This is a genomic window from Pseudomonas sp. C2.3V, assembly GCF_058536325.1.
In genome coordinates this window covers 3,304,178-3,324,349 of record NZ_JBZUBN010000001.1, presented here as the reverse complement: position 1 = coordinate 3,324,349, position 20,172 = coordinate 3,304,178, and the positions used below count along the sequence as shown (strand labels likewise).

17 protein-coding genes are annotated in these 20,172 nt (G+C 57.3%); 9 read left to right on the top strand and 8 right to left on the bottom strand.

Annotated elements, in window-relative coordinates:
- Window positions 1–315: 315 nt before the first annotated feature.
- The 4 genes from ilvD to osmE form a co-directional block, all read right to left on the bottom strand.
- Window positions 316–2,154: a dihydroxy-acid dehydratase gene (gene ilvD / locus AC4LF3_RS15895; RefSeq protein ID WP_491835768.1), complete on the bottom strand. Its 1,839-nt coding sequence runs from the start codon at window positions 2,152–2,154 to the stop codon at window positions 316–318.
- 350 nt (window positions 2,155–2,504) lie between these two features.
- The gene (locus AC4LF3_RS15890) at window positions 2,505–3,791 is read right to left on the bottom strand and encodes a GDSL-type esterase/lipase family protein (RefSeq protein ID WP_491835766.1); all 1,287 of its coding nucleotides are present in this window, start codon (window positions 3,789–3,791) and stop codon (window positions 2,505–2,507) included.
- A gap of 13 nt (window positions 3,792–3,804) precedes the next feature.
- Complete coding sequence (locus AC4LF3_RS15885; protein ID WP_491835764.1) at window positions 3,805–4,554, bottom strand: Mut7-C RNAse domain-containing protein; 750 nt, start codon at window positions 4,552–4,554, stop codon at window positions 3,805–3,807.
- A gap of 70 nt (window positions 4,555–4,624) precedes the next feature.
- The gene (osmE, locus tag AC4LF3_RS15880; protein WP_074822447.1) at window positions 4,625–4,957 is read right to left on the bottom strand and encodes an osmotically-inducible lipoprotein OsmE; all 333 of its coding nucleotides are present in this window, start codon (window positions 4,955–4,957) and stop codon (window positions 4,625–4,627) included.
- A 183-nt stretch (window positions 4,958–5,140) separates the two neighbouring features.
- Here osmE and AC4LF3_RS15875 point away from each other — a divergent pair, with 183 nt between their 5' ends.
- The 3 genes from AC4LF3_RS15875 (at window position 5,141) to AC4LF3_RS15865 (ending at window position 7,914) form a co-directional block, all read left to right on the top strand.
- Entirely contained in the window at window positions 5,141–6,025 is an 885-nt protein-coding gene (locus AC4LF3_RS15875; RefSeq protein WP_491835763.1) for an esterase/lipase family protein, read from the top strand.
- 318 nt (window positions 6,026–6,343) lie between these two features.
- Window positions 6,344–7,555 (top strand): N-acetylmuramoyl-L-alanine amidase, encoded by a 1,212-nt coding sequence (locus AC4LF3_RS15870; RefSeq protein ID WP_010795557.1) that lies wholly within the window; start codon window positions 6,344–6,346, stop codon window positions 7,553–7,555.
- A gap of 92 nt (window positions 7,556–7,647) precedes the next feature.
- Window positions 7,648–7,914 carry a PAAR domain-containing protein gene (locus AC4LF3_RS15865; protein WP_010795556.1) on the top strand — a complete coding sequence of 89 codons (267 nt, stop codon included), beginning with the start codon at window positions 7,648–7,650 and terminating at the stop codon, window positions 7,912–7,914.
- Window positions 7,915–7,923: 9 nt separating this feature from the next.
- Here the strand turns inward: AC4LF3_RS15865 and AC4LF3_RS15860 are convergent, their stop codons facing one another.
- Together AC4LF3_RS15860 and AC4LF3_RS15855 are read right to left on the bottom strand one after the other, a co-directional pair.
- A complete protein-coding gene (locus AC4LF3_RS15860; RefSeq protein WP_491835761.1) occupies window positions 7,924–8,379 on the bottom strand; it encodes a GyrI-like domain-containing protein in 456 nt (151 codons plus the stop codon).
- A 119-nt stretch (window positions 8,380–8,498) separates the two neighbouring features.
- A complete protein-coding gene (locus tag AC4LF3_RS15855) occupies window positions 8,499–9,764 on the bottom strand; it encodes an Hsp70 family protein (RefSeq protein WP_491835759.1) in 1,266 nt (421 codons plus the stop codon).
- 129 nt (window positions 9,765–9,893) lie between these two features.
- Here AC4LF3_RS15855 and AC4LF3_RS15850 point away from each other — a divergent pair, with 129 nt between their 5' ends.
- Window positions 9,894–10,664 carry a CPBP family intramembrane glutamic endopeptidase gene (locus AC4LF3_RS15850; protein WP_019364902.1) on the top strand — a complete coding sequence of 257 codons (771 nt, stop codon included), beginning with the start codon at window positions 9,894–9,896 and terminating at the stop codon, window positions 10,662–10,664.
- Window positions 10,665–10,742: 78 nt separating this feature from the next.
- Window positions 10,743–11,648 carry an AEC family transporter gene (locus AC4LF3_RS15845; protein ID WP_491835757.1) on the top strand — a complete coding sequence of 302 codons (906 nt, stop codon included), beginning with the start codon at window positions 10,743–10,745 and terminating at the stop codon, window positions 11,646–11,648.
- Between the two features lie 39 nt (window positions 11,649–11,687).
- On the opposite strand, the gene AC4LF3_RS15840 is transcribed toward AC4LF3_RS15845, so the two are convergent.
- Entirely contained in the window at window positions 11,688–12,881 is a 1,194-nt protein-coding gene (locus tag AC4LF3_RS15840) for a class I SAM-dependent rRNA methyltransferase (protein ID WP_491835755.1), read from the bottom strand.
- A 158-nt stretch (window positions 12,882–13,039) separates the two neighbouring features.
- Window positions 13,040–13,579, bottom strand: a complete 540-nt coding sequence (locus AC4LF3_RS15835; protein ID WP_010795549.1) for a type 1 glutamine amidotransferase domain-containing protein — start codon at window positions 13,577–13,579, stop codon at window positions 13,040–13,042.
- 214 nt (window positions 13,580–13,793) lie between these two features.
- On the opposite strand from AC4LF3_RS15835, the gene AC4LF3_RS15830 reads away from it, so the two are divergent.
- From AC4LF3_RS15830 to AC4LF3_RS15815, 4 genes are all read left to right on the top strand, one after another.
- Window positions 13,794–14,618 (top strand): HDOD domain-containing protein, encoded by an 825-nt coding sequence (locus tag AC4LF3_RS15830; protein ID WP_407363404.1) that lies wholly within the window; start codon window positions 13,794–13,796, stop codon window positions 14,616–14,618.
- Window positions 14,619–14,648: 30 nt separating this feature from the next.
- On the top strand, window positions 14,649–15,461 hold the full coding sequence (gene mutM / locus AC4LF3_RS15825; protein WP_491835753.1) for a bifunctional DNA-formamidopyrimidine glycosylase/DNA-(apurinic or apyrimidinic site) lyase: 813 nt from the start codon (window positions 14,649–14,651) through the stop codon (window positions 15,459–15,461).
- Window positions 15,462–15,594: 133 nt separating this feature from the next.
- Window positions 15,595–17,529: an esterase EstP gene (estP, locus tag AC4LF3_RS15820; RefSeq protein ID WP_491835751.1), complete on the top strand. Its 1,935-nt coding sequence runs from the start codon at window positions 15,595–15,597 to the stop codon at window positions 17,527–17,529.
- A gap of 186 nt (window positions 17,530–17,715) precedes the next feature.
- On the top strand, window positions 17,716–20,154 hold the full coding sequence (locus AC4LF3_RS15815; RefSeq protein ID WP_491835749.1) for a glycogen/starch/alpha-glucan phosphorylase: 2,439 nt from the start codon (window positions 17,716–17,718) through the stop codon (window positions 20,152–20,154).
- Window positions 20,155–20,172: the final 18 nt, after the last annotated feature.

The following is a 20,172-nucleotide window of genomic DNA, read 5'->3' as shown; positions in this document are numbered from 1 at the left end:
ATTGATCTGCCACGTCTTGCGGGCGCGGCACAGCAGCGGTGCGTCTAAAACAGGACTCTATAGAAAGCGTAGTCGTTCTGGGCAATGGCTCAATTCATAATCATCCATGAGATACGAAGGTAACGATTTACCATGCTGTCGGAGGGCTATCATCGAGCAGAAAGGGAGACGTTCTACAGGCGACGCCATCTTGCCTGAAACAGACTTTTTGCCAAGAGTAAGAGAGTCCCAACCAGACCAGTGGAGAGGCTGCGCTTTTTGCGGAACAGACACAAAAACGCCGCCCGAAGGCGGCGTGCTCAACACGATCCCAGATCAGTCTTCCAGCATCGCCTTGTTACGGACGGCACCCTTGTCGGCACTGGTGGCCAAGAGGGCATACGCCTTGAGCGCTGTGCTCACGCGGCGCGCACGTGGCGTGGCAGGCTTCCAACCCTTTTTGTCCTGTTCGATGCGGCGGTGAGACAACTCCTCATCGCTAACCAGTAGGTTGATGCTGCGATTGGGGATATCGATCAGAACCTTGTCGCCGTCTTTCACCAAGCCGATCGCACCACCAGCCGCCGCTTCTGGCGAAGCATGGCCGATGGAAAGTCCTGACGTGCCGCCCGAGAAACGGCCGTCGGTGAGCAGGGCGCACTGCTTGCCCAGTCCCTTGGACTTCAGGTAGCTGGTGGGGTAGAGCATTTCCTGCATGCCCGGACCGCCCTTGGGACCTTCGTAGCGGATGATAACGATATCGCCGGCTTTCACTTCGTCGTTCAGGATGCCCTTCACCGCGGCATCCTGACTTTCGAAAATCTTTGCCGAGCCTTCGAAAACATGGATGGATTCATCCACGCCCGCCGTTTTCACCACGCAACCGTCCAGCGCGATATTGCCATACAGCACGGCAAGACCGCCTTCCTGAGAGTAGGCATGCTCGACGCTACGGATGCAGCCTTCGGCGCGGTCGTCATCCAGGGTGTCCCAGCGAGTCGCCTGACTGAAGGCTTCCTGCGTGGGGATACCGGCCGGACCTGCGCGGAAAAAGGTCTTGACCGCTTCGTCCTGAGTAAGCGTGATGTCCCACTTTTCGATGGCTTCGCCCAGGGTTCTGCTGTGCACGGTTGGCAGATCCGTATTGAGCAAACCGCCGCGAGCCAGTGCACCCAAAATGCTCATGATCCCGCCGGCACGGTGAACATCTTCCATATGGTATTTCTGGATGTTCGGCGCCACCTTGCACAGCTGGGGTACTTTACGGGACAGGGCGTCAATGGCGCGCAGGTCGAAGTCGACCTCGGCTTCCTGAGCCGCTGCCAGAAGGTGCAGGATGGTATTGGTGGAGCCACCCATCGCGATATCCAGCGTCATTGCGTTTTCAAATGCCTGATAGGACGCAATGTTACGTGGCAGTACAGAGGCATCATTCTCCTGATAGTAGCGCTTGCACAGCTCGACCGCCGTACGGCCGGCTTGCAGGAATAGCTCCTTGCGGTCGGCATGGGTTGCCAGCAGCGAGCCATTACCCGGCAGTGCCAGGCCCAGGGCCTCGGTCAGACAGTTCATGGAGTTGGCCGTAAACATGCCGGAGCAAGAGCCGCAGGTTGGGCAAGCGCTGCGCTCATACTCGGCTACTTTTTCATCAGAGGCGGTGCTATCCGCGGCGATGACCATAGCGTCGACCAAATCCAGGCCGTGGCTGGCCAGCTTGGTCTTGCCGGCTTCCATTGGGCCGCCGGAGACGAATACGACCGGAATGTTCAGGCGCAGGGCCGCCATCAGCATGCCGGGGGTGATCTTGTCGCAGTTGGAAATGCATACCAGCGCGTCGGCGCAGTGAGCATTGACCATGTACTCTACGGCATCAGCGATGATCTCACGGGACGGCAGGGAATAGAGCATGCCATCGTGACCCATGGCGATGCCGTCATCCACAGCGATAGTGTTGAATTCCTTTGCAACACCACCGGCTTTTTCTATCTCGCGGGCGACCAGCTGGCCCAGGTCCTTTAGGTGAACATGACCTGGCACGAACTGGGTAAAGGAGTTGGCTATCGCAATGATCGGCTTCTTGAAGTCTTCGTCCTTCATGCCGGTGGCACGCCAAAGTGCGCGGGCACCAGCCATATTGCGGCCGTGGGTGGAGGTTTTCGAGCGGTAATCAGGCATGGAGGCTGCTCTCCGGGGCGGCTTTGCTTATCACGGTAATCTGTTCAAACGCTGCGGCGTATCCACCGTATAGCTGTAAAGGTAGCAGTGGAGGCTTAGGGCACGCGAGCATTGAATAGGCTCAGGGCTATCGTGAGCGCGGATAGAGCGCAAAGCAAACGGAAGTGGACCGAGTGCCGTGCTCTGGGCCGGTCGGATAGCGCGGGATCTCCGCGTGACTGGCTTGGGCTCACAGACCCGCCGGGGATAATGGCGAGGGAATCTCCCGATTCTACTCCGCATTTGTTCAAAGAGGAAAGCGCACGACAAAGGGTATGTCTTGGCTTGCGCTTTCACGGTTCAAGAAGGCGTCATTTGTTTGCGTGCAGGCCAAATATCTTTGGATCAATGGCATTTGCCATCGCCACATAACCTGCCCGGTTGGGATGCAGTCCATCGCCAGGGCCGCCTGCGCTGCTGGGAATAAACTCTGCACGCAGGCCGCCCGTAGCGGGATCGAGCGTGGCCGCATCAAAGTCAATGATCGAGTCGAACAGACCGCTTTCCTTTATGAAGCGATTAAGTGCCATACGTTTCTGATCTTGCTCCTGAAAGGCCGGGTTTGCAGGATTGGCCGCCAGGCTGCTGGTCAGGGTCGCGCCATGAAGGCGTACGTCGGGCAACGCTTTGCGCATACGCTCAACCGCATTGCGCATGGCTGTCTCGACGACTTCGACGGACGCACCAGTACCCGGTGAAAAATCATTGATACCTTCCATCCAAATAACGTCTATTACACCAGAAAGGCTTAATACATCCCGTTCCAGACGATCCATGATAGATGGGCCGCCGCCATAGCCTTGCCGGGTGCTTTCATCCAGAGGGCCTGCAACCTCGTTGCCAGAAATGCCGGCATTGACTACCGAGTACTGTCCCGGTGCCAACTGGGCGAGGCGACGATTCAAGATGTCTGGCCAGCTGTCATATCCATTGGGTGTTGAGCCGGTACCGTCGGTAATGGAATCGCCCAAGGCTACGATGACTCGCGCAACGTCTGGTGCCTGGATATCAACCGCGTCGAGCAAGAACGTCGAGGTCGTAGTAAAGGGCCAGGCGCTTTCCTGCTCCTCGGCGGCGTGGTCGGTGCCGCGAACACTGAAATAGGAGGTTGCGAGCGCTGCAGCATGCCAGCTCAGCGGGCCGCTGTTCCCAGCGAGATGAAAGCTTACCGCCAGGGTGTGGGAAGGTGCTTTGGGTAGCGGGACCGGATCCGTCCAGCGAGTCTCACCAGGTTGAAGCTGAATTTCGCTCTGGCCGTCAAAGCTGACCGGGCGATTACTGCCCGGTACCAGAGCTGCACCCCCTAAAGGTTGCCCGATATAGACACTGCGCAAGGTAATGGGCCTGTTGCCAAAGGTATTCGAGAATCGCAGGCGTGCCTGGCTTCCCCATACACTAGGTCGAATGATCTGCCGGATACTTTGATCCTGAGTCCCACTAGCCGAAATAATGCCTTCCAGCTTTGGCTGGGCGATGGGCGAACCGTTGGGGTAGGCTGCCTGCACGGGGGCTGTCCAGGCTGTTTTCCAATCATCGGCATGTCCGGGCTTGGACGCGAGTGCAAACAGGCCGGCAGCCAGAAGGGTTAACAGGCGCATGAGGATTCCTTGATCAGGTATCGGACGTTGGATTAAGCAGGCTTTTCAGCTGGGCTTGCAGGTTCTCCCAGTGGGTGCCTTCCCAATAGACACGATCACAGCCCGAGCATTTCAAAAAATAATCATGACGTTCCCGCACGAGTGGCGGCAGGCTATTGAGGACGACACTCTTATCGACGGAATGAAGGGTATCGTTACAGACCAAGCACCGGCTGAAGGGCGCAGCATGGTCAGCCAGGTTGTAGCGCTCGAATACTTCGCGCAGCTGTGCCTCAGGCTTGTTTGAGCGGACGTAGCAGCCGTAGACAATCTGGCTTCGCTTGAGCAGTTCGCGGTCCCGGGTCAGGACAATATAAGGTTCTCGCGCACAATAATTGGCAATTTCATTGTCATGAATGGCCGGATAATACAGCGTATCGAATCCAGCCAGTCGTAGCAGCCGCGCTAGCGCGCCCATATGGGCATCGGCAATGAAGCGAAACGCCGTTAGCCGATCGCGCAACAGGACTGCATCCTCCAGTTCCAAACGATAAAAGGGCGGGTAGACCGCTATCCGATCATCCTGTTGTATCAGGTAGTCAAATCCTACGGATTTACCATTGACCAGAATGAATTCGACTTCTGGATGCGGAACGCCCAGAGCCTCAATCATGTGCTTGACAGTAGAGTTCGGGTTGCAGCTGAGCGTAAAGCTACGCTGGCGGCGAGCCGGAGGTAAAAAGTTATTGAGGCGTGCGTAGAAACGAAATGTCGCGTTGTTCATACGCGCCATCCGGTCGTATCAGACATGACACGACCGGAAGCGGTCGTTACCGAAAGCGTAGAGCGGCTAATCAATAATGATCGGCCGATTCGCATGTTTCGAAACCTTTGCTATCGACGCGACCTGCGCTGTCAAAGCCTACCGAATACACCTGCTCTTTGCCGTCTCTGTTGAGTACGTAGTTATTGCAGGAGCCTGGTTTGACCTTGCGTGTGTATTGGGTGGATGGGGTACCACCAATCTGCAGCACCTGCTCTTTGGTCATGCCTGTCTTCACGTCGCGAACCAGTGGTTGTTCACGGTATTCAATACGATCCTTGGCCGTATCGACGTTTTCCTTGACGGAGCTACAACCAGCGGCCACGGCAGCGAGAGCAACAACGGCGAGTGTCTTCTTGTACATATGATTCTCCTATAAGGTCGTTGATGACCGGTCACTTCTTTGAGCGTGCCGTTGCCCAGAAATTCACTGAATTCGTGATGTTCAACGAAACGGTCTCAAATAAAGAGGCGTACCCTAGGAAGAAACAACCGTGATGATTGAGATCCAACGGTTGACTGGTCAGAGGGTAATTCTGGGAGTGGCATGAGCGAGCATCAAAACCTGACCCGCTATCCGCTAGTGTTGGTCCATGGTCTGCTGGGGTTTGTGGAAATTGCAGACTATCCATACTGGTATGGCATCGTTTCGGCGTTGGAGTCCATGGGGGTCAAGGTCTATCCGGTACGGCTTTCCGGTGCTCATAGCAACGAAGTGCGGGGGGAACAGCTGCTTGCGCTTATCGAGGATATCGTGCGCGACAGCAAGGCCGAGCGGGTCAATCTGATCGGTCACAGTCAAGGTGCCCTGACCGCGCGCTACGCAGCCGCCATTCGTCCTGAGCGGGTTGCGTCAGTCACCTCTGTAGCAGGTCCCAATCATGGGTCGGAGCTGGCCGATATGCTCCAGCTCTCCATGCGTACCAGTAGTCTGAAGGCGCATCTGGCCGCTGAGTATGTTCAATGCATGGCCAAGTTCATGGCCTTTCTGGATCGCAGTAATGGTTATCCCCAGAGCGCGATTGCCAGTCATGAGTCACTTACTACCGAAGGCGTGGCAGCATTCAACGATAAATACCCGCAAGGACTTCCCGCTACCTGGGGCGGTGAAGGTGCTCCTGTCGTCAATGACGTCCGTTATTACTCCTGGTCCGGCATTCTGGTGCCGGAGCTGACGGACCGAGGTGCCAATCGGCTCGACCCTACCCATAGCATGTGTGTACGCCTGTCTCGTTGCTTCGAGCTGGAAGCAGATCAAAACGATGGATTCGTTGGGCGATTCAGTTCACATTTGGGGAAAGTCATCCGCTCCGATTATCCGCTTGATCACCTCGATATCATCAATCAACTGGCCGGTGCGATAGGGCATGGCGTCAATCCGGTAGCGCTCTACACCGACCATGCGCTTCGCCTGAAAGCCGACGGACTTTGACAGCGCACGGCCAAATGTCGTGCAGACTCAACAGCTTGCCGATCTGAGCTCGTTATTCAAGCTGGCACTCGAAATGCCGGTTGGTCAGCACACTGATTCCTCCTCCTGCTCAAGAAGAGTCCTGTCTGCCGTTTACGCGCTGAAATGACCCCTTGTCGGCTTGTTGGTCTATCTATAGATGACATTAAAAAAAGTGCCTATCCTTCCGATTTAAAAGGAAGAAATACTGATTTGGACGTCATGCGCGTTATCTAAACATGCGCTGCATTGGTATCGTTATAATATTTCAAAATATTACTTGCTACGTCAGAGGGTCGCATGAATCGCCGCCGCTTGCTCAACCTGCTCCTGGCCAGCCTGACACTACCCGCTGCTTTTCCAGTGCTGGCGCTTCCTCAGCGTCTGACCAGCGCACGCGCCTGGTTGGATTCAGATAAATTTCGCCTGGTTTTCGATCTGAGCGGCCCTGTCCGATTCAAGACGTTCAGACTTAGTGCGCCTGACCGGATCATCCTGGATCTAGCCAATACGCAACAGGTAGCCGCACTCAACAATGTGCCGCTCAAGAATACCCCGGTGCGCTCCATTCGAAGTGCCCCGTTCGGCTCATCCGATACCCGTGTCGTCCTCGAACTTTCCCAGCCGGTTACCCTGGATAGCTTCCTGCTCGGGCCTGCCGAGAATGCAGGGCATCGTCTGGTGCTGGATCTCAAGCCTGCCCAGGTACCGAGCATCCCTGTACCGGAGCCTGAGGCAATGCTCGCATCCGCCCCCGTCGTGACAAGGGCTGGCAAAGGCCGCGACATTATTGTGGTCGTCGATGCCGGTCACGGTGGCAAGGACCCAGGCGCACTGAGCCAACGCGGGGACCGCGAGAAGGATGTTGCCTTGATCATTGCGCAAAATCTTGCGCGCATGATCAATCAGCAGAAGGGCTACAAGGCCAAGCTGGTACGTAACGATGATTTCTTCGTTCCGCTGCGCAAGCGTGTGGATGTTGCGCGCAAGTACAACGCAGACATGTTCATCTCCGTGCATGCCGATGCTGCGCCGCGCCGCACGGCTTCAGGAGCTTCGGTATATGCCCTGTCCGAACATGGGGCGACCTCGACAACGGCACGCTGGCTGGCCAACAAGGAAAACGATGTCGACCTGATTGGTGCCAATGAGATCCTGAAAAACAAGGATCCGGTCCTGGCGGGCGTACTGCTGGATATGTCCATGAATGCCACGATCTCGTCGAGTCTCGATCTGGGAGACCGTGTCCTGAACAGCCTATCCAATGTCACAGGTCTGCATCTGAAGCGCGTCGAGCAGGCCGGTTTTGCCGTGCTCAAGTCGCCGGATATTCCGTCGATTCTGGTGGAAACCGGCTTCATGTCGAATGATCGGGACAGCCAGAAGCTTCTGAACCCACGTCATCAGAAGGCGTTAGCCCAATCCATTTTTGGCGGTATCCATCATTATTTCAGTGAGCGTCCGCCGACAGGAACCTACCTGTCCAGTATCAAGGAACAGGCCACCGGCTAAGAAAAAGACGCTTGGGTTTCTGTGCACGGGCACGGTATTTTTTCTTGATCCGCGGTAAAGTGTGCGCTTTCATGTCCACAAGGAAAGCGCACATGGCCAACCCCGCTGCTCGTCTCTCCGACGTCAACGCCTGCCCCATGACGGGCCACGGCCCCAACCCGACCGTGACTGGCTCCCCCGACGTTCTGATCAACTCCCTACCTGCCTTGCGTGTCGGTGACTCCAGCGCTTGCGGTGATACCGTGGCGGTAGGAAGTGCTACCGTATTCGTCAATGGCCAGCCGCTGGCTTACCTGGGCAGCGCCACCGCCCATGGTGGCGTGATCATCACAGGCTCCGGTGATGTTCTGACAGGCTGATCGGAAGGCCTAGTAGATCGGGATGTACAGGCTTACTTCAGAGGCTGGGTTATCCGGCCCCTTGAAGTGCTCGTCGTACCGCTCGAAGCTGACAGCTTTCTTCGGTTCCAGACCACGCTCAGGCAGGACGCGGGCATACAGATACTCGTAGGTATCTGGGAGCGTGTCTGTCGTTCCGATGTGGGTGAACTGCAGATATTTCTGCGCAGGCACCGTGTAACGGAGCATGCCTTCCGGTACGGGTGTGTTCTCGTCGACCTTTATACCGGCCAGATAGCGCAGCACACCGGGGGGCGGACTGAGTGTCAGACCGAACCACTGTTGCGGGGCGCTAGGCAATTGCAGCTCGGCTAGCCGATGCGTAACGTCATGCCAGAGCTGTGCAATGCTGCCGCCCTGGCCATCGCCCGTGTACTCCAGGCCCACGACGGTAAACGCTGGAAGCTCGGTGATACTGAGCGGCATGGTGGTCTCCTTGTAGATAGAGGCGTCGCGCCCGGACAGGCCCATGAGGAATATTTCCAGTTGAGCCTGTTTCGATGGGTCGAGTTCAACTGCCTTGATAGGTCAGGTTGCTGTATGGCCTAGCCGTAGCGCTTGAAGGCCTCGATGGCAAGACCGCTACCAATGCTGCCGAACTGATCGCCTTCTGCCTTGCGCGCCTGGGGCAGCAATTGGTCAATGCTGTGGCGCAGCGCCGGAATACCACTCGAGCCGCCGGTATAAAAGACCGTATTGATCTGCTCATGGGAAACGCCTGCCGAGGCCAGCAGTTGATTGACGCTTGCCTGAATACGCGCCAGTAGCTGAGCGATCGACTCCTCGAACAATGGGCGGGTCAGTTCAGCAGACAGGTCCTTCTCGATATGCGACAGGTCCAGGTTCAACCGATCGGCATGGGTCAGTTCTATCTTGCTGTTTTCTACCTGAATCGCGAGCCAGTGCCCGGCGCGCTGCTCGATCAGCTTGAACAGCCGATCCATCCCGGCCGTGTCCTGAGCGTCGTAGCGCATGTCCTTGAGAGCAAGCTGTGCCTTCTGACTGTATACGGTATTGATGGTGTGCCAGGTCGCCAGGTTGATGAAGTGGCTGGTAGGCATCAGTGCCTGGCTTTTCATCAGGCTGCCATAGCCGAAAAGCGGCATGACGCCCTGCAGGCTAAGCTGCTTGTCAAAGTCGGTACCACCGATGTGTACCCCGCCGGTGGCGAGAATATCCGATTGGCGATCCGCCAGCTGCCGGCGCTCGGGTGACAGACGTACCAGGGAAAAGTCGGACGTACCGCCGCCAATGTCGACGATCAGCACCAGCTCTTCCTGATTCAGTGTTCGCTCGTAGTCGAATGCTGCCGCGATAGGCTCGAATTGAAAGGAAATGTCCTTGAAGCCTAGCTTTTGCGCTACGGCAACCAAGGTGTCCTGGGCTTCGCAGTCGGCGGTTTCATCATCATCCACAAAGTAGACAGGTCGGCCCAACACGACACTGTCGAACTCACGTCCGGCCGTGGCTTCGGCGCGGCTTTTCAGCGTACCGAGAAACAGGCCAAGCAGGTCCTTGAAGGGCAGGGCGCTGCCTAGGATGCTGGTTTCGCTCTTGAGCAGCTTGGAGCCGAGCAGGCTCTTGAGCGAGCGCATGAGGCGTCCTTCATAGCCTTCCAGGTATTCATGAAGCGCCAGACGGCCGTAGACGGGACGGCGCTCTTCCACATTGAAGAAAATGACCGAGGGAAGCGTCACCTTGCCGTCTTCTAAAGGTATGAGGATATCCGAGTCGGGGCGCAGCCAGCCGACAGTGGAGTTCGACGTGCCAAAGTCGATACCGCAGGCACGTGCGGGTAAAGCGATAGTCATGGTGCTGGTCCATCCAGAAGCAGCCGCACAGTTTATCTCGACTTGCCGGACCTGTCCGCTCGGTCAGGCAAAAGGCTCGGTTAGCATGCTGCACGATGTTACGTTGTCATCTTCTGTTTGGGAGTAGCCATGCCGTTTCATCTACAAATGTTGCTTCCCGGACTTTTGCTGGCGCTGGGCTATGGGCTGGGCGATATTGACGAAGCGGGGTTGTTGACCGGAGCACTTTATGTCGGCTGGGTGCTGAGCGAGGAGCGGTTGCCGTCCTGGCTATGGTGGTTTGGGGCATTGGCGTCCAGTGTTGCGCTCGCCATTCATGTCGCGCCGGGATTTTCTCCTCATGTGCTCGGCGGGCCGCTGCAATACAGCCCGGACGCCGGGCCAGTGTGGCTAAGGTTAAGCTGGGATAAGGCACTGGTGGGAGTGACGCTACTGGCCTGGTGGCTTGGCAAGGCGGTTCCGTACGATACGCGGCGTATGCTGCAGGTCAGGCCATGCGTGCTGATTGCTGTCGGTACCCTTGCCGTAGTGCCTGCCCTAGCGTTAGGAATGAGATTAGTGGCCTTCCAGCCCAAATGGCCAGCACTGTTCTGGACCTGGTTTTCTCTTAATCTGGGCGTTGCGGTACTGGCGGAGGAGCTGCTGTTTCGAGCCCTGCTGCAGCGCGGGTTGATTGATCGGTTTGGGTTCTGGGCAGGTCTGTTGGTAACGGCAGTCTTGTTTGGCGTGGCGCACTGGCCATTCAGTGCCGGTTTTGCCTTGGTCGCTGCCGTGGCGGCTCTGGGGTACGGTGCGATATTCGAGCGGAGTGGACGGCGACTGAGTATGGCCGTGGCCTTGCATTTGGCTGTCAATGTGCTGCATGTTCTGCTGCTCAGCTATCCGCTGCGATTGTCCTAGCTTGCATCGGTAGGCATGTTCATGGCGTCTGAATCCTCAGTCCGGCGTCCCGATGGTTAAGGCAAGGAGTAGACGTACATGGTGGTTGTCCTCGCAATCATGCCCGTATTCGGACTGATTGTGCTGGGTTATGTATTAGGGTGGCGGCAGTGGTTGACGCCAGAGTCTATGGGTGGGCTGACCCAACTGGCGTTCAAGGTGTTCATGCCGGCTGTGCTGTTCACGGGAATTGCCAAGGCAGACTTGCGCCATGGTTTGTCACCTTTACTGCTGCTCGGATATTTCGGCCCGGTCCTGCTGGTGTTTCTACTGGTCAATCTGTTTGTGCATTGGCGCCGGCGTGAGCCTACGGCGTTCGGGTTGACGGCCAGTTATTCGAACAATGTCCTGATCGGTATTCCTCTGGTCGTCAATTTGATGGGGGAGGAAAATCTCGTCTATGTGTTCGCTATTCTGGCGTTGCATAGCCTGACGTTGTTTGCCATGCAGAGCTTTTATACGGCCTTTGGCGGCACGGAAAAGGTTAGCATCCCAGAGCTGCTGATGAGTCTAGCAAACCCGTTGATCGTCGGACTTTTGCTGGGGGCTGCCGTGAATGTATCGGGGCTAACTTTGCCGGGCCCGATATGGCAAATCGCGACCTGGCTGGCACAAGCCGGTCTGCCTTGCGCCTTGATTGTGCTGGGCGTGAACCTTTCACGCTACCGGCTAAGGCCGAGCCTTTCCGTTGTCGGGTTGACGGCAATAAAGCTGCTGGTCTTTCCCTTCGTGGTCTGGACGGTATGCCTGTGGTTGCCGGGCTTGAGCGGTGCAGCACGGAGTGTGCTGATGCTGATGGCCGCCTGCCCGAGCGGGGTAAACGTGTTGGCATTTGCCCGGACGCCTGAGGAAAACCGTGTCGTCAGCTCAACGGTGTTTCTTTCAACCGTTCTGGCTGTCGTAACCGTGCCGTTGTGGATGGCACTGGTCGGAATGAATCGGTGACTGGCCGTCCGGTAAGGATCGGACGGCCAGAGCGTGGGATCAGCTGGGCAGGATACGGCAGGTCAGACTCTTGATGTAGCGGGTCTCGGGGATGGCAAGGTGGACCGGATGATCAGGGCCCTGGGCACCACGCTCGATCAGCTGGATATGACGATCCAGGTGACGTGCACTGCTGAGCAGGATTTCCTGCAGGTTCTCTTCAACAAGATGCATCGAGCAGGAGGCGCTGATCAGAATGCCGTCCTTGTTCAAGAGGCGCATGGCCTGCTCGTTGAGACGACGATAGGCGGCCTCGCCGTTTTTCACGTCCTTCTTGCGCTTGATGAAGGCGGGCGGGTCGGCCACGATCACGTCGAAGCGCTCGTCAGCAGCCTTCAGCTCCTTCAGGGCCTCGAACACGTCGCCTTCTACGCAGACCATCTTTTCGGCAACGCCGTTCAAGGCCGCATTGCGCTCTACACCATCCAGGGCAAAGCCGGAGGCATCCACGCACATCACTTCGCTGGCACCGAATACAGCGGCCTGCACGCCCCAGCCACCAATGTAGCTGAACAGGTCCAGAACGCGCTTGCCTTGTACATAAGGTGCCAGGCGGGCACGGTTCATGCGATGGTCATAGAACCAGCCGGTCTTCTGGCCCTCAACGATAGGCGCTTCGAATTTCACGCCGTTTTCTTCCAGGGCAGCCCATTCCGGTACGTCACCGTAGGCGGACTCGACATAGCGGGGCAGGCCCTCGGCTTCTCGAGCACTGGAGTCATTTTTCCACAATACGGCCGCTGGCTTGAGCACCTGAAGCAGTGCAGCCAGCACATCATCCTTGTGACGCTCCATGGTGGCCGATGCCAGCTGAGCCACGATGACATCGCCAAAGCGATCCACCACCAGGCCGGGCAACAGGTCAGAGTCGCCGTAGACGAGGCGATAGAACGGTTTGTCGAACAGGCGCTCACGCAGGCTTAAGGCGACTTTCAATCGATGGACAAGCAGGGATTTGTCCAGTACATGCTTGGTATCGCGGGAGATCAGACGGGCGCAGATCAGGTTGTGTGGGGACAGGGCAACGATACCGATCGGCTTGCCACCAGCGGCTTCGAGAACGGCTTGTTCGCCGGCCTGGAAAGCGGTCAGCGGAGTGGCTGCCACGTCAATTTCGTTACTGTAGACCCAAAGGTGTCCGGCGCGCAGACGGCGCTCGGCATTGGCTTTCAGTCGCAGGCTGGGCAAGGACATTTGAGGGACTCCAAGAAAAAGGGGCGAAGTATACCTGCCCGGGCGGCACGGCGCCTTCACGCTTGAAGATCAGTCTAAAAGATAGAGAGAAACGCGACGTACGGATGAAAAATGGCCCGGCTGATACCGCGCGGGCCATGGATCAGGCAGGTTGGAGATCAGGCAGCGATCATGTTGATCAGCTCGCGATTGAACGCGGGAATGTCATCAGGCTTGCGGCTGCTGACCAGTTTTCCGTCCACAACGACTTCCTTATCCACCCACTGGGCACCGGCATTTTTCAAGTCATCGGTCAGCGAAGGCCAGCTAGTCATGGTCTTGCCATCCACCAGACCGGCGGAAATCAGCAGCCAGGCACCATGGCAGATCACGGCGATCGGCTTGCCGCTGCTGCTGGCCTCTTTGACCAAAGTCTGCGCACGCTCATCGGTGCGAATGGTGTCTGAGTTGACGACGCCGCCTGGTAAAACCACCGCGTCATAGTCGCCGATGTTGGCAGCATCGAACGTCAGGTCGACATTGAATGTGTCCGCCGGGTCGGTGTGGTTCCAACCCTGGACGGTGCCAGACTTGGCAGAAATGATATGAGTCTTGGCGCCTACCTTCTCGAGGGCCTCCTTGGGACCGGTCAGCTCGGCCTGCTCGAAACCGTCAGTTACCAGGATTGCTACTTTTTTGCCTTCTAACGATGCCATCATGGAACCTCCGTAAGCTATGTGATCTAGGATTAAGTGGAGATGCGTTTCCACGGCTTCTGTATGAGTCGAACCCGGGAAAGCAGGCAAGTTCCTCCAGTGATCAGTGGTTGCTGAGCGTAGGGTGGGCTAAAATGTGAGGTCATTCACAGGTATCTGATCCATGTCGCTAGAGCTTCAACCCGAGCAGATTCGCCAGGCGCTTCAGGGAATCACCATCCCGCCTCAACCGCAGGTCATGGTTGATCTACAACTTGAGCAGCTTGCCCCGGATCCTAGTCTCAAGGTGATTGCGCAGCTGATCAGCCAGGACCCCGGCTTGGCAGGTGCGCTGCTCAAGCTTGTCAATGCACCCTGTTTCGGGCTGGCCAACCGGATTACGTCTATCCAGCGGGCCGTCAACCTCCTGGGGATCAATTCCGTCGTCAATCTCATCAATGCGCAGTCCATAAAGAGCGAGATGAGTGATGAGACGATCGTGACGCTCAACCGCTTCTGGGACACCGCCCAGGATGTGGCGGAAACCTGCCTGACACTGGCCAAGCGGACAGGCTATCAGGCTCCGGATGAGGCATACGCTCTTGGGCTCTTTCACAACTGCGGCATACCGCTGATGCTAGGGCGGTTTCCTCATTATATGGAAGTGCTGGAGGAGGCCTATGGGCGGGTTGGGCCTGAAAGGCGTGTCGTGGATACGGAAAACCATTACTTCAACACCAACCATGCGGTCGTCGGTTATTACACGGCCCGCTCATGGCGTTTGCCAGCCCATGTCGCCGACGCCATTTCCAATCATCACAATGCGCACCGGATTTTTGTCGACGGTGATGCCAGCAGTGTGCCGATGAAAAACCTGTTGGCCATTCTGAAAATGGCCGAGCATATCTGTGGCTGTTATCGCGTGCTGGGCAATCAGGCTCAGGACGCCGAGTGGAATCTGGTCAGTAATCAGGTTTTGGATTACATCGGTCTTTCCGAATATGACTTCGATATGCTCAAGAACAACATCCTTGAAATGGGGCTTGGGCACATCCATTTTTAAGAGCATATTGTTTTCTCTGTCGAGGGCTGAATGCCTGAATTACCTGAAGTCGAAACGACCCGGCGTGGAATAGCGCCGCACCTGGTAGGGCAGCGTGTGTCCCGCGTCATCATTCGTGATGCCCGGCTGCGCTGGCCCATTCCGGAAGACCTGGATGTTCGCCTGTCCGGCCAGAGGATCGAGGCGGTCGAGCGGCGCGCTAAGTACCTGTTGATTCGTGCCGAGGCAGGTACGCTGATTGCTCATTTGGGCATGTCCGGCAGCCTGCGAATGGTGCCGGTCGGGACGCCGCTGGTTAAGCACGAGCATGTGGATATCGAACTCGAGTCAGGATTGTCGCTGCGCTATACCGACCCTCGCCGCTTCGGCGCCATGCTGTGGTCCCATGAGCCTCTGGAGCATGTGCTGCTCAAGTCGCTCGGACCGGAGCCTCTGACCGAGGCGTTTGACGGGCGGCGACTCTACGCAATGTCGCGTGGTCGCTCCATGGCGGTAAAACCCTTCATCATGGATAACGCCGTTGTGGTGGGCGTTGGCAATATTTACGCGACGGAGGCCCTGTTTGCGGCCGGTATCGATCCGCGTCGGGCGGCGGGTAGCATTTCCCGTGCGCGCTACGACCGGTTAGCCCAAGAGATCAAGCGCATTCTGGCACTGGCTATCGAGTCCGGGGGCACGACCCTTCGGGATTTTGTGGGTGGCGACGGCAAGCCGGGCTATTTCAAGCAGGAGCTGTTTGTCTATGGCCGGGCAGGTGAGTTTTGCAAGAACTGCGGCTCAGGGCTACGTGAGATACGGCTGGGGCAACGCGCCAGTGTTTATTGCGGCAAATGCCAGCGATAAGTGAACGTGCGTGAGCTATTTCTCTTTTTATAAGTCAGCCGGTTAACGTACGGGCTGCATAGGGCGGAATCCTGGTCTAGGCTGTGGTCGCTTGCCAAACAGCAGAACTGACCCACAAGATCAAGGATAAGCCATGTCAGTCCGTCGTCTCGCTCTTGCCTCCCTGTGCGCTGCGATTTCCTTCGCCAGCGCCGCCCATGCCGCTCCCAACCCTTACAGTCATCTGGTCGTCTTTGGCGATAGCCTGAGCGACTCGGGACAGTTTCCCGACCTGAATGGCCCGTTAGGCTCCTCGCTGCGCTTTACCAATCGGGTAGGGCCCACGTACCAACCGGGGAGTGGTGAGCCGGTCGGGCCTACCAGCGTCATGCTGCTGGGCGGCCGACTAGGCTTTTCCAGCCAGGAGCTTGGGCCATCCACATCGCTTATCAATTCCGTGTTGGGACTTCCCGACGGCAACAACTGGGCGGTAGGCGGTTATCGAACCGACCAGATTCTCGCGTCGATTACCGAGGAGAATGGCTCTGTTGTAGCCACCAATGGTCTGACGCTCCGCCGCCGGGATGGCTATCTGGTCGATCTGGCGGATCAGGGCCAAGGCCTTGATTCCAACGCATTGTATTACCTGACGGGAGGGGGAAATGACTTCCTGCAGGGTGTGGTCACATCGCCTGCAACCGCCCAGACAGCGGCCAATCAACTGGCTGCCAGTGCCAGCGCATTGCAGCAGGCCGGTGCCCGCTACATCATGGTCTGGCTGCTGCCTGATATCGGCCTTACGCCTGCCTTGAGCGGAACCCCGCAGCAAGCGGCTGCGTCCCAGCTCAGTGCTGTGTTCAACAATCAGCTGGTGTCACAGCTTTCCACCATTGATGCGCAAATCATTCCATTGAATGTGCCACGACTTCTGAGTGAAGTGTTGGCCGATCCTGCCCGTTACGGCCTGGCGGCCGACCAGAACCTGACGGCTACCTGTTTCGATGACTGCACGCAGCAGAACGCTGTTTACGGCCTCGACAGCACCAACCCTGATCCGACCCGGTTGCTCTACAACGACCGTGTGCATCCTACGATTACTGGTCAGCGCCTGATCGCCGACTATGCCTATTCAATTCTGGCGGCCCCCTGGGAGCTGACCTTGCTGCCGGAAATGGCCTACGGTTCGCTGACTGCCCATCAGGGACAGCTGTATTCGCAATGGCTGAGTGACCGCAATCACTGGCAGCCAGTAGGCACATGGAATTCCTTCGTATCGCCGGGCGGGTTGCGTCAGAACTTTGATGGACAGTCCAGCAGCGTGAGCGGTGATGGCGACGGCTACAGCCTGGACTTGGGAGGCAGTTTCCGCCTGAATGACTATTGGCGTGTGGGCGTGGCCGCCGGGTTTTACAAGCAGGATCTGAACGTGGGTGCTGCTGATTCTCGCTATGACCTGCGCAGTTATTTCGCTACCGCCTTCGCGCAATATCAGCAGAATCACTGGTGGGCCGACCTGGCCTTGACCGGGGGACACCTGGATTACCATGATCTCAAGCGTACCTTCGCCCTGGGGCCGACTGAGCGTAGCGAAAAAGGCGATACCAACGGTCATCTGTGGGCGGCAAGTGGGCGGCTGGGCTTTGATCTGGCCCAGCCACAAAGCGCCTGGCACCTGTCGCCGTTCATCAGTGCCGACTACGCGCGAATTACCGTGGACAGTTATTCGGAAAACAGTGATCGAGCAACGGCGCTGAACATCGACGAGCAAAAGCGCCGCTCGCGGCGCCTGGGCGCTGGTCTGCAGGGGCAGTTCGAGCTGACCACCAGAACGCAGGTTTTCGCAGAAGTAGCTCGGGAAAAGGAATTCGAGGACAGTACGCAGGACCTTACGATGTCTCAGGTTGACCTGCCAGGACTCAGCTATACGTTGCAGGGCTATACGCCATCGGATCGGTTGGACCGTGCTTCGCTAGGGGTTAGCCAGCAGCTGACCGACGATGTGGCAGTGCGTGCGAGCTATTCCTATCGCAAGAGCCGGGAAGACGATGCCCAGCAGTCTGTAGGCCTCAGCGTGTCGTGGCAGTGGTAATAAAGAGGTCTGAAATGGGAGTCGGCGCATAAAAAAGTCGTCGATTCCTTGGACCTATTTGCCGTTTCGACCTACAAAGATAGGTATGCACCCTTAATCATGGGCCGGTCGATGTGTCTCCCAATACCTTCCAGACACGCTTGCCGGTCAGCCTATCAGTGTTCGTTATGCCGAGGTTGTTACTAGATGACGAGAGCCCGTTTTATCTCGCCCAACGAAGTTGCTGCTCTGCGTTCAAACATTCTTTCCAAGCTGACCTATGACGTAGGCAAGGACCCCGAGCACGCCCTGGATCATGACTGGTTCATGGCGACTGCCCTGGCGACGCGTGACTATATCGTCGATCGCTGGATGAGTCGGACGCGTGAGGCTTATCGGGCCAACCAGAAGCGCGTCTATTACCTGTCCCTGGAGTTTCTCATTGGCCGCCTGCTGATCGATAGCCTGTCCAATCTGGGCATACTGGAGGAAACCCGTCGCGCACTGGCAGACCTGGGTGTCGACCTTGAGCGTATCCGCGGACTGGAGCCGGACGCTGCCTTGGGTAATGGTGGTCTAGGCCGTCTGGCAGCATGCTTCATGGAAAGCATGGCGACGCTGGGTATTCCTTCTCATGGGTATGGTATTCGCTACGAGCACGGCCTGTTCCGTCAGGTCATCGCTGATGGCTTCCAGCACGAGCAGCCGGAGAACTGGCTTGATTTCGGTAATCCGTGGGAATTCGAGCGTGCCGAGGTCGTGTACGAGATCGGGTTCGGCGGTCATGTCACACCCTATGAAGGCAATTCATTGCGCCAGGTCTGGACGCCGGGTGAGAAAGTTCGTGCGGTTGCCTATGACACGCCCATCATGGGGTGGGGTGGGGAAGGGGCCAATACGCTGCGCCTGTGGCGCTCCCGCCCGCTGGAAAACATCAAACTGGACACTTTCAACGCAGGTGACCACGTCGGGGCCGTGGCCGATCAGGCCCGGGCTGAAAGCATTTCCCGGGTGCTGTATCCGGCCGACAGCACCGAGGCGGGGCAGGAGCTGCGCCTGCGCCAGGAGTATTTCTTCGTGGCCGCCTCGCTGGCGGATCTTACCCGGCGCCATATCAAGCAGCACGGCGACATCATGAGCCTGCCCGAATACGCGGCCATCCAGCTCAATGATACTCACCCAGCCATTGCCGTAGCCGAGTTGATGCGCTTGCTGGTGGATGTGTACGGTCTGCCATGGGACGCTGCCTGGAGCACCACCGTCAACACGCTGTCCTATACCAACCACACCCTTCTGCCGGAAGCACTGGAAACCTGGTCGGTCTATCTGATGGAGCGCCTCCTGCCGCGCCACATGCAGATCATCTACATGATCAATGCCCAGTTCCTCGATTCGCTCCGGGCACGGGGCGAGACAGATGGCTCCATGCTGTCTTACGTGTCCCTGATCGATGAAAGTCACGGCCGTCGGGTACGTATGGGCAACCTGGCCTTTATCGGTTCGCACAAGGTCAACGGTGTGTCCGGATTGCATACCGAGCTGATGCGCAAGACCGTCTTCCGCTCCATGCACCGGCTCTTCCCGGATCGAATCAACAACAAGACTAACGGCATTACCTTCCGCCGCTGGCTCTATCAGGCCAACCCTGCGTTGACCGATCTTCTGGTGGATGTATTGGGCGAGGATGTCCAGCACGATCCTGAAAAATCGCTCCCCCGGCTCAAGCCCTATGCCAACGATGCCAATTTTCGAGAGCGTTTTGCCCACCAGCGGTTGCATAACAAGAACAGTTTTGCCGAGCTGGTGAAAAAGACGCTGGACGTCTCCCTCAGTACCGACGCCATCTTCGATGTGCAGATCAAGCGCATCCATGAATACAAGCGGCAGCTGATGAACCTGCTGCAGACCATTGCGCTGTATCAGGCCATCAAGGACAACCCCAACGGGCAATGGACACCTCGTGTAAAGATTTTTGCGGGCAAGGCAGCTGCCAGCTATCACCAGGCCAAGCTCATCATCAAGCTGGCCAACGACGTGGCCAAGGTGGTTAATAATGACCCGTCCATTCGTGACCTGCTCAAAGTGGTGTTCCTGCCTAACTACAATGTGAGCCTGGCTGAAGTCATTATCCCGGCGGCCGACCTTTCCGAGCAGATTTCCACAGCGGGTCTCGAGGCGTCAGGCACCAGCAATATGAAATTTGGCCTGAACGGTGCACTTACCATTGGCACGCTCGATGGCGCCAACGTTGAAATGAGCGAGTTTGTCGGTCAGGAACATATGTTCATCTTTGGCCTAAAGGCGGCCGAGGTTGAAGAGCGCCAGCGCATGGGGGGCAACTCTTCGGACATCATCAACAGCTCGCCACGACTGTCGGCCGTGCTTTCGGCCATTCGCAGCGGGCAGTTTTCACCGGATGATCCCTCTCGCTATAACGGGCTGCTGGACGTGCTGACCTGGCACGACCGCTTCCTGGTCTGTGCTGATTTTGATGCCTATTGGGATGCTCAGGTGGCCGTCGAACAGCGTTGGAATCAGCCGGACGAGTGGTGGCGCTCAGCGGTACTCAACACAGCCAGCATGGGCTGGTTCTCCTCCGATCGAACTATTCGTGAATACGCCACGGATATCTGGCAAGTCTTGTAAGTCTCAATAGCCGGCACC

Bases quoted from the DNA above. Each gene is read 5' to 3' on its own strand.
- mutM (WP_491835753.1), top strand. From the start codon at position 14,649: ATGCCTGAATTACCTGAAGTCGAAACGACCCGGCGTGGAATAGCGCCG.
- estP (WP_491835751.1), top strand. From the start codon at position 15,595: ATGTCAGTCCGTCGTCTCGCTCTTGCCTCCCTGTGCGCTGCGATTTCC.
- AC4LF3_RS15840 (WP_491835755.1), bottom strand. From the start codon at position 12,881: ATGTCCTTGCCCAGCCTGCGACTGAAAGCCAATGCCGAGCGCCGTCTG.
- AC4LF3_RS15875 (WP_491835763.1), top strand. From the start codon at position 5,141: ATGAGCGAGCATCAAAACCTGACCCGCTATCCGCTAGTGTTGGTCCAT.
- AC4LF3_RS15865 (WP_010795556.1), top strand. From the start codon at position 7,648: ATGGCCAACCCCGCTGCTCGTCTCTCCGACGTCAACGCCTGCCCCATG.
- AC4LF3_RS15855 (WP_491835759.1), bottom strand. From the start codon at position 9,764: ATGACTATCGCTTTACCCGCACGTGCCTGCGGTATCGACTTTGGCACG.
- AC4LF3_RS15860 (WP_491835761.1), bottom strand. From the start codon at position 8,379: ATGCCGCTCAGTATCACCGAGCTTCCAGCGTTTACCGTCGTGGGCCTG.
- osmE (WP_074822447.1), bottom strand. From the start codon at position 4,957: ATGTACAAGAAGACACTCGCCGTTGTTGCTCTCGCTGCCGTGGCCGCT.
- AC4LF3_RS15885 (WP_491835764.1), bottom strand. From the start codon at position 4,554: ATGAACAACGCGACATTTCGTTTCTACGCACGCCTCAATAACTTTTTA.
- AC4LF3_RS15850 (WP_019364902.1), top strand. From the start codon at position 9,894: ATGCCGTTTCATCTACAAATGTTGCTTCCCGGACTTTTGCTGGCGCTG.
- AC4LF3_RS15845 (WP_491835757.1), top strand. From the start codon at position 10,743: ATGGTGGTTGTCCTCGCAATCATGCCCGTATTCGGACTGATTGTGCTG.
- AC4LF3_RS15870 (WP_010795557.1), top strand. From the start codon at position 6,344: ATGAATCGCCGCCGCTTGCTCAACCTGCTCCTGGCCAGCCTGACACTA.
- AC4LF3_RS15815 (WP_491835749.1), top strand. From the start codon at position 17,716: ATGACGAGAGCCCGTTTTATCTCGCCCAACGAAGTTGCTGCTCTGCGT.
- ilvD (WP_491835768.1), bottom strand. From the start codon at position 2,154: ATGCCTGATTACCGCTCGAAAACCTCCACCCACGGCCGCAATATGGCT.
- AC4LF3_RS15890 (WP_491835766.1), bottom strand. From the start codon at position 3,791: ATGCGCCTGTTAACCCTTCTGGCTGCCGGCCTGTTTGCACTCGCGTCC.
- AC4LF3_RS15835 (WP_010795549.1), bottom strand. From the start codon at position 13,579: ATGATGGCATCGTTAGAAGGCAAAAAAGTAGCAATCCTGGTAACTGAC.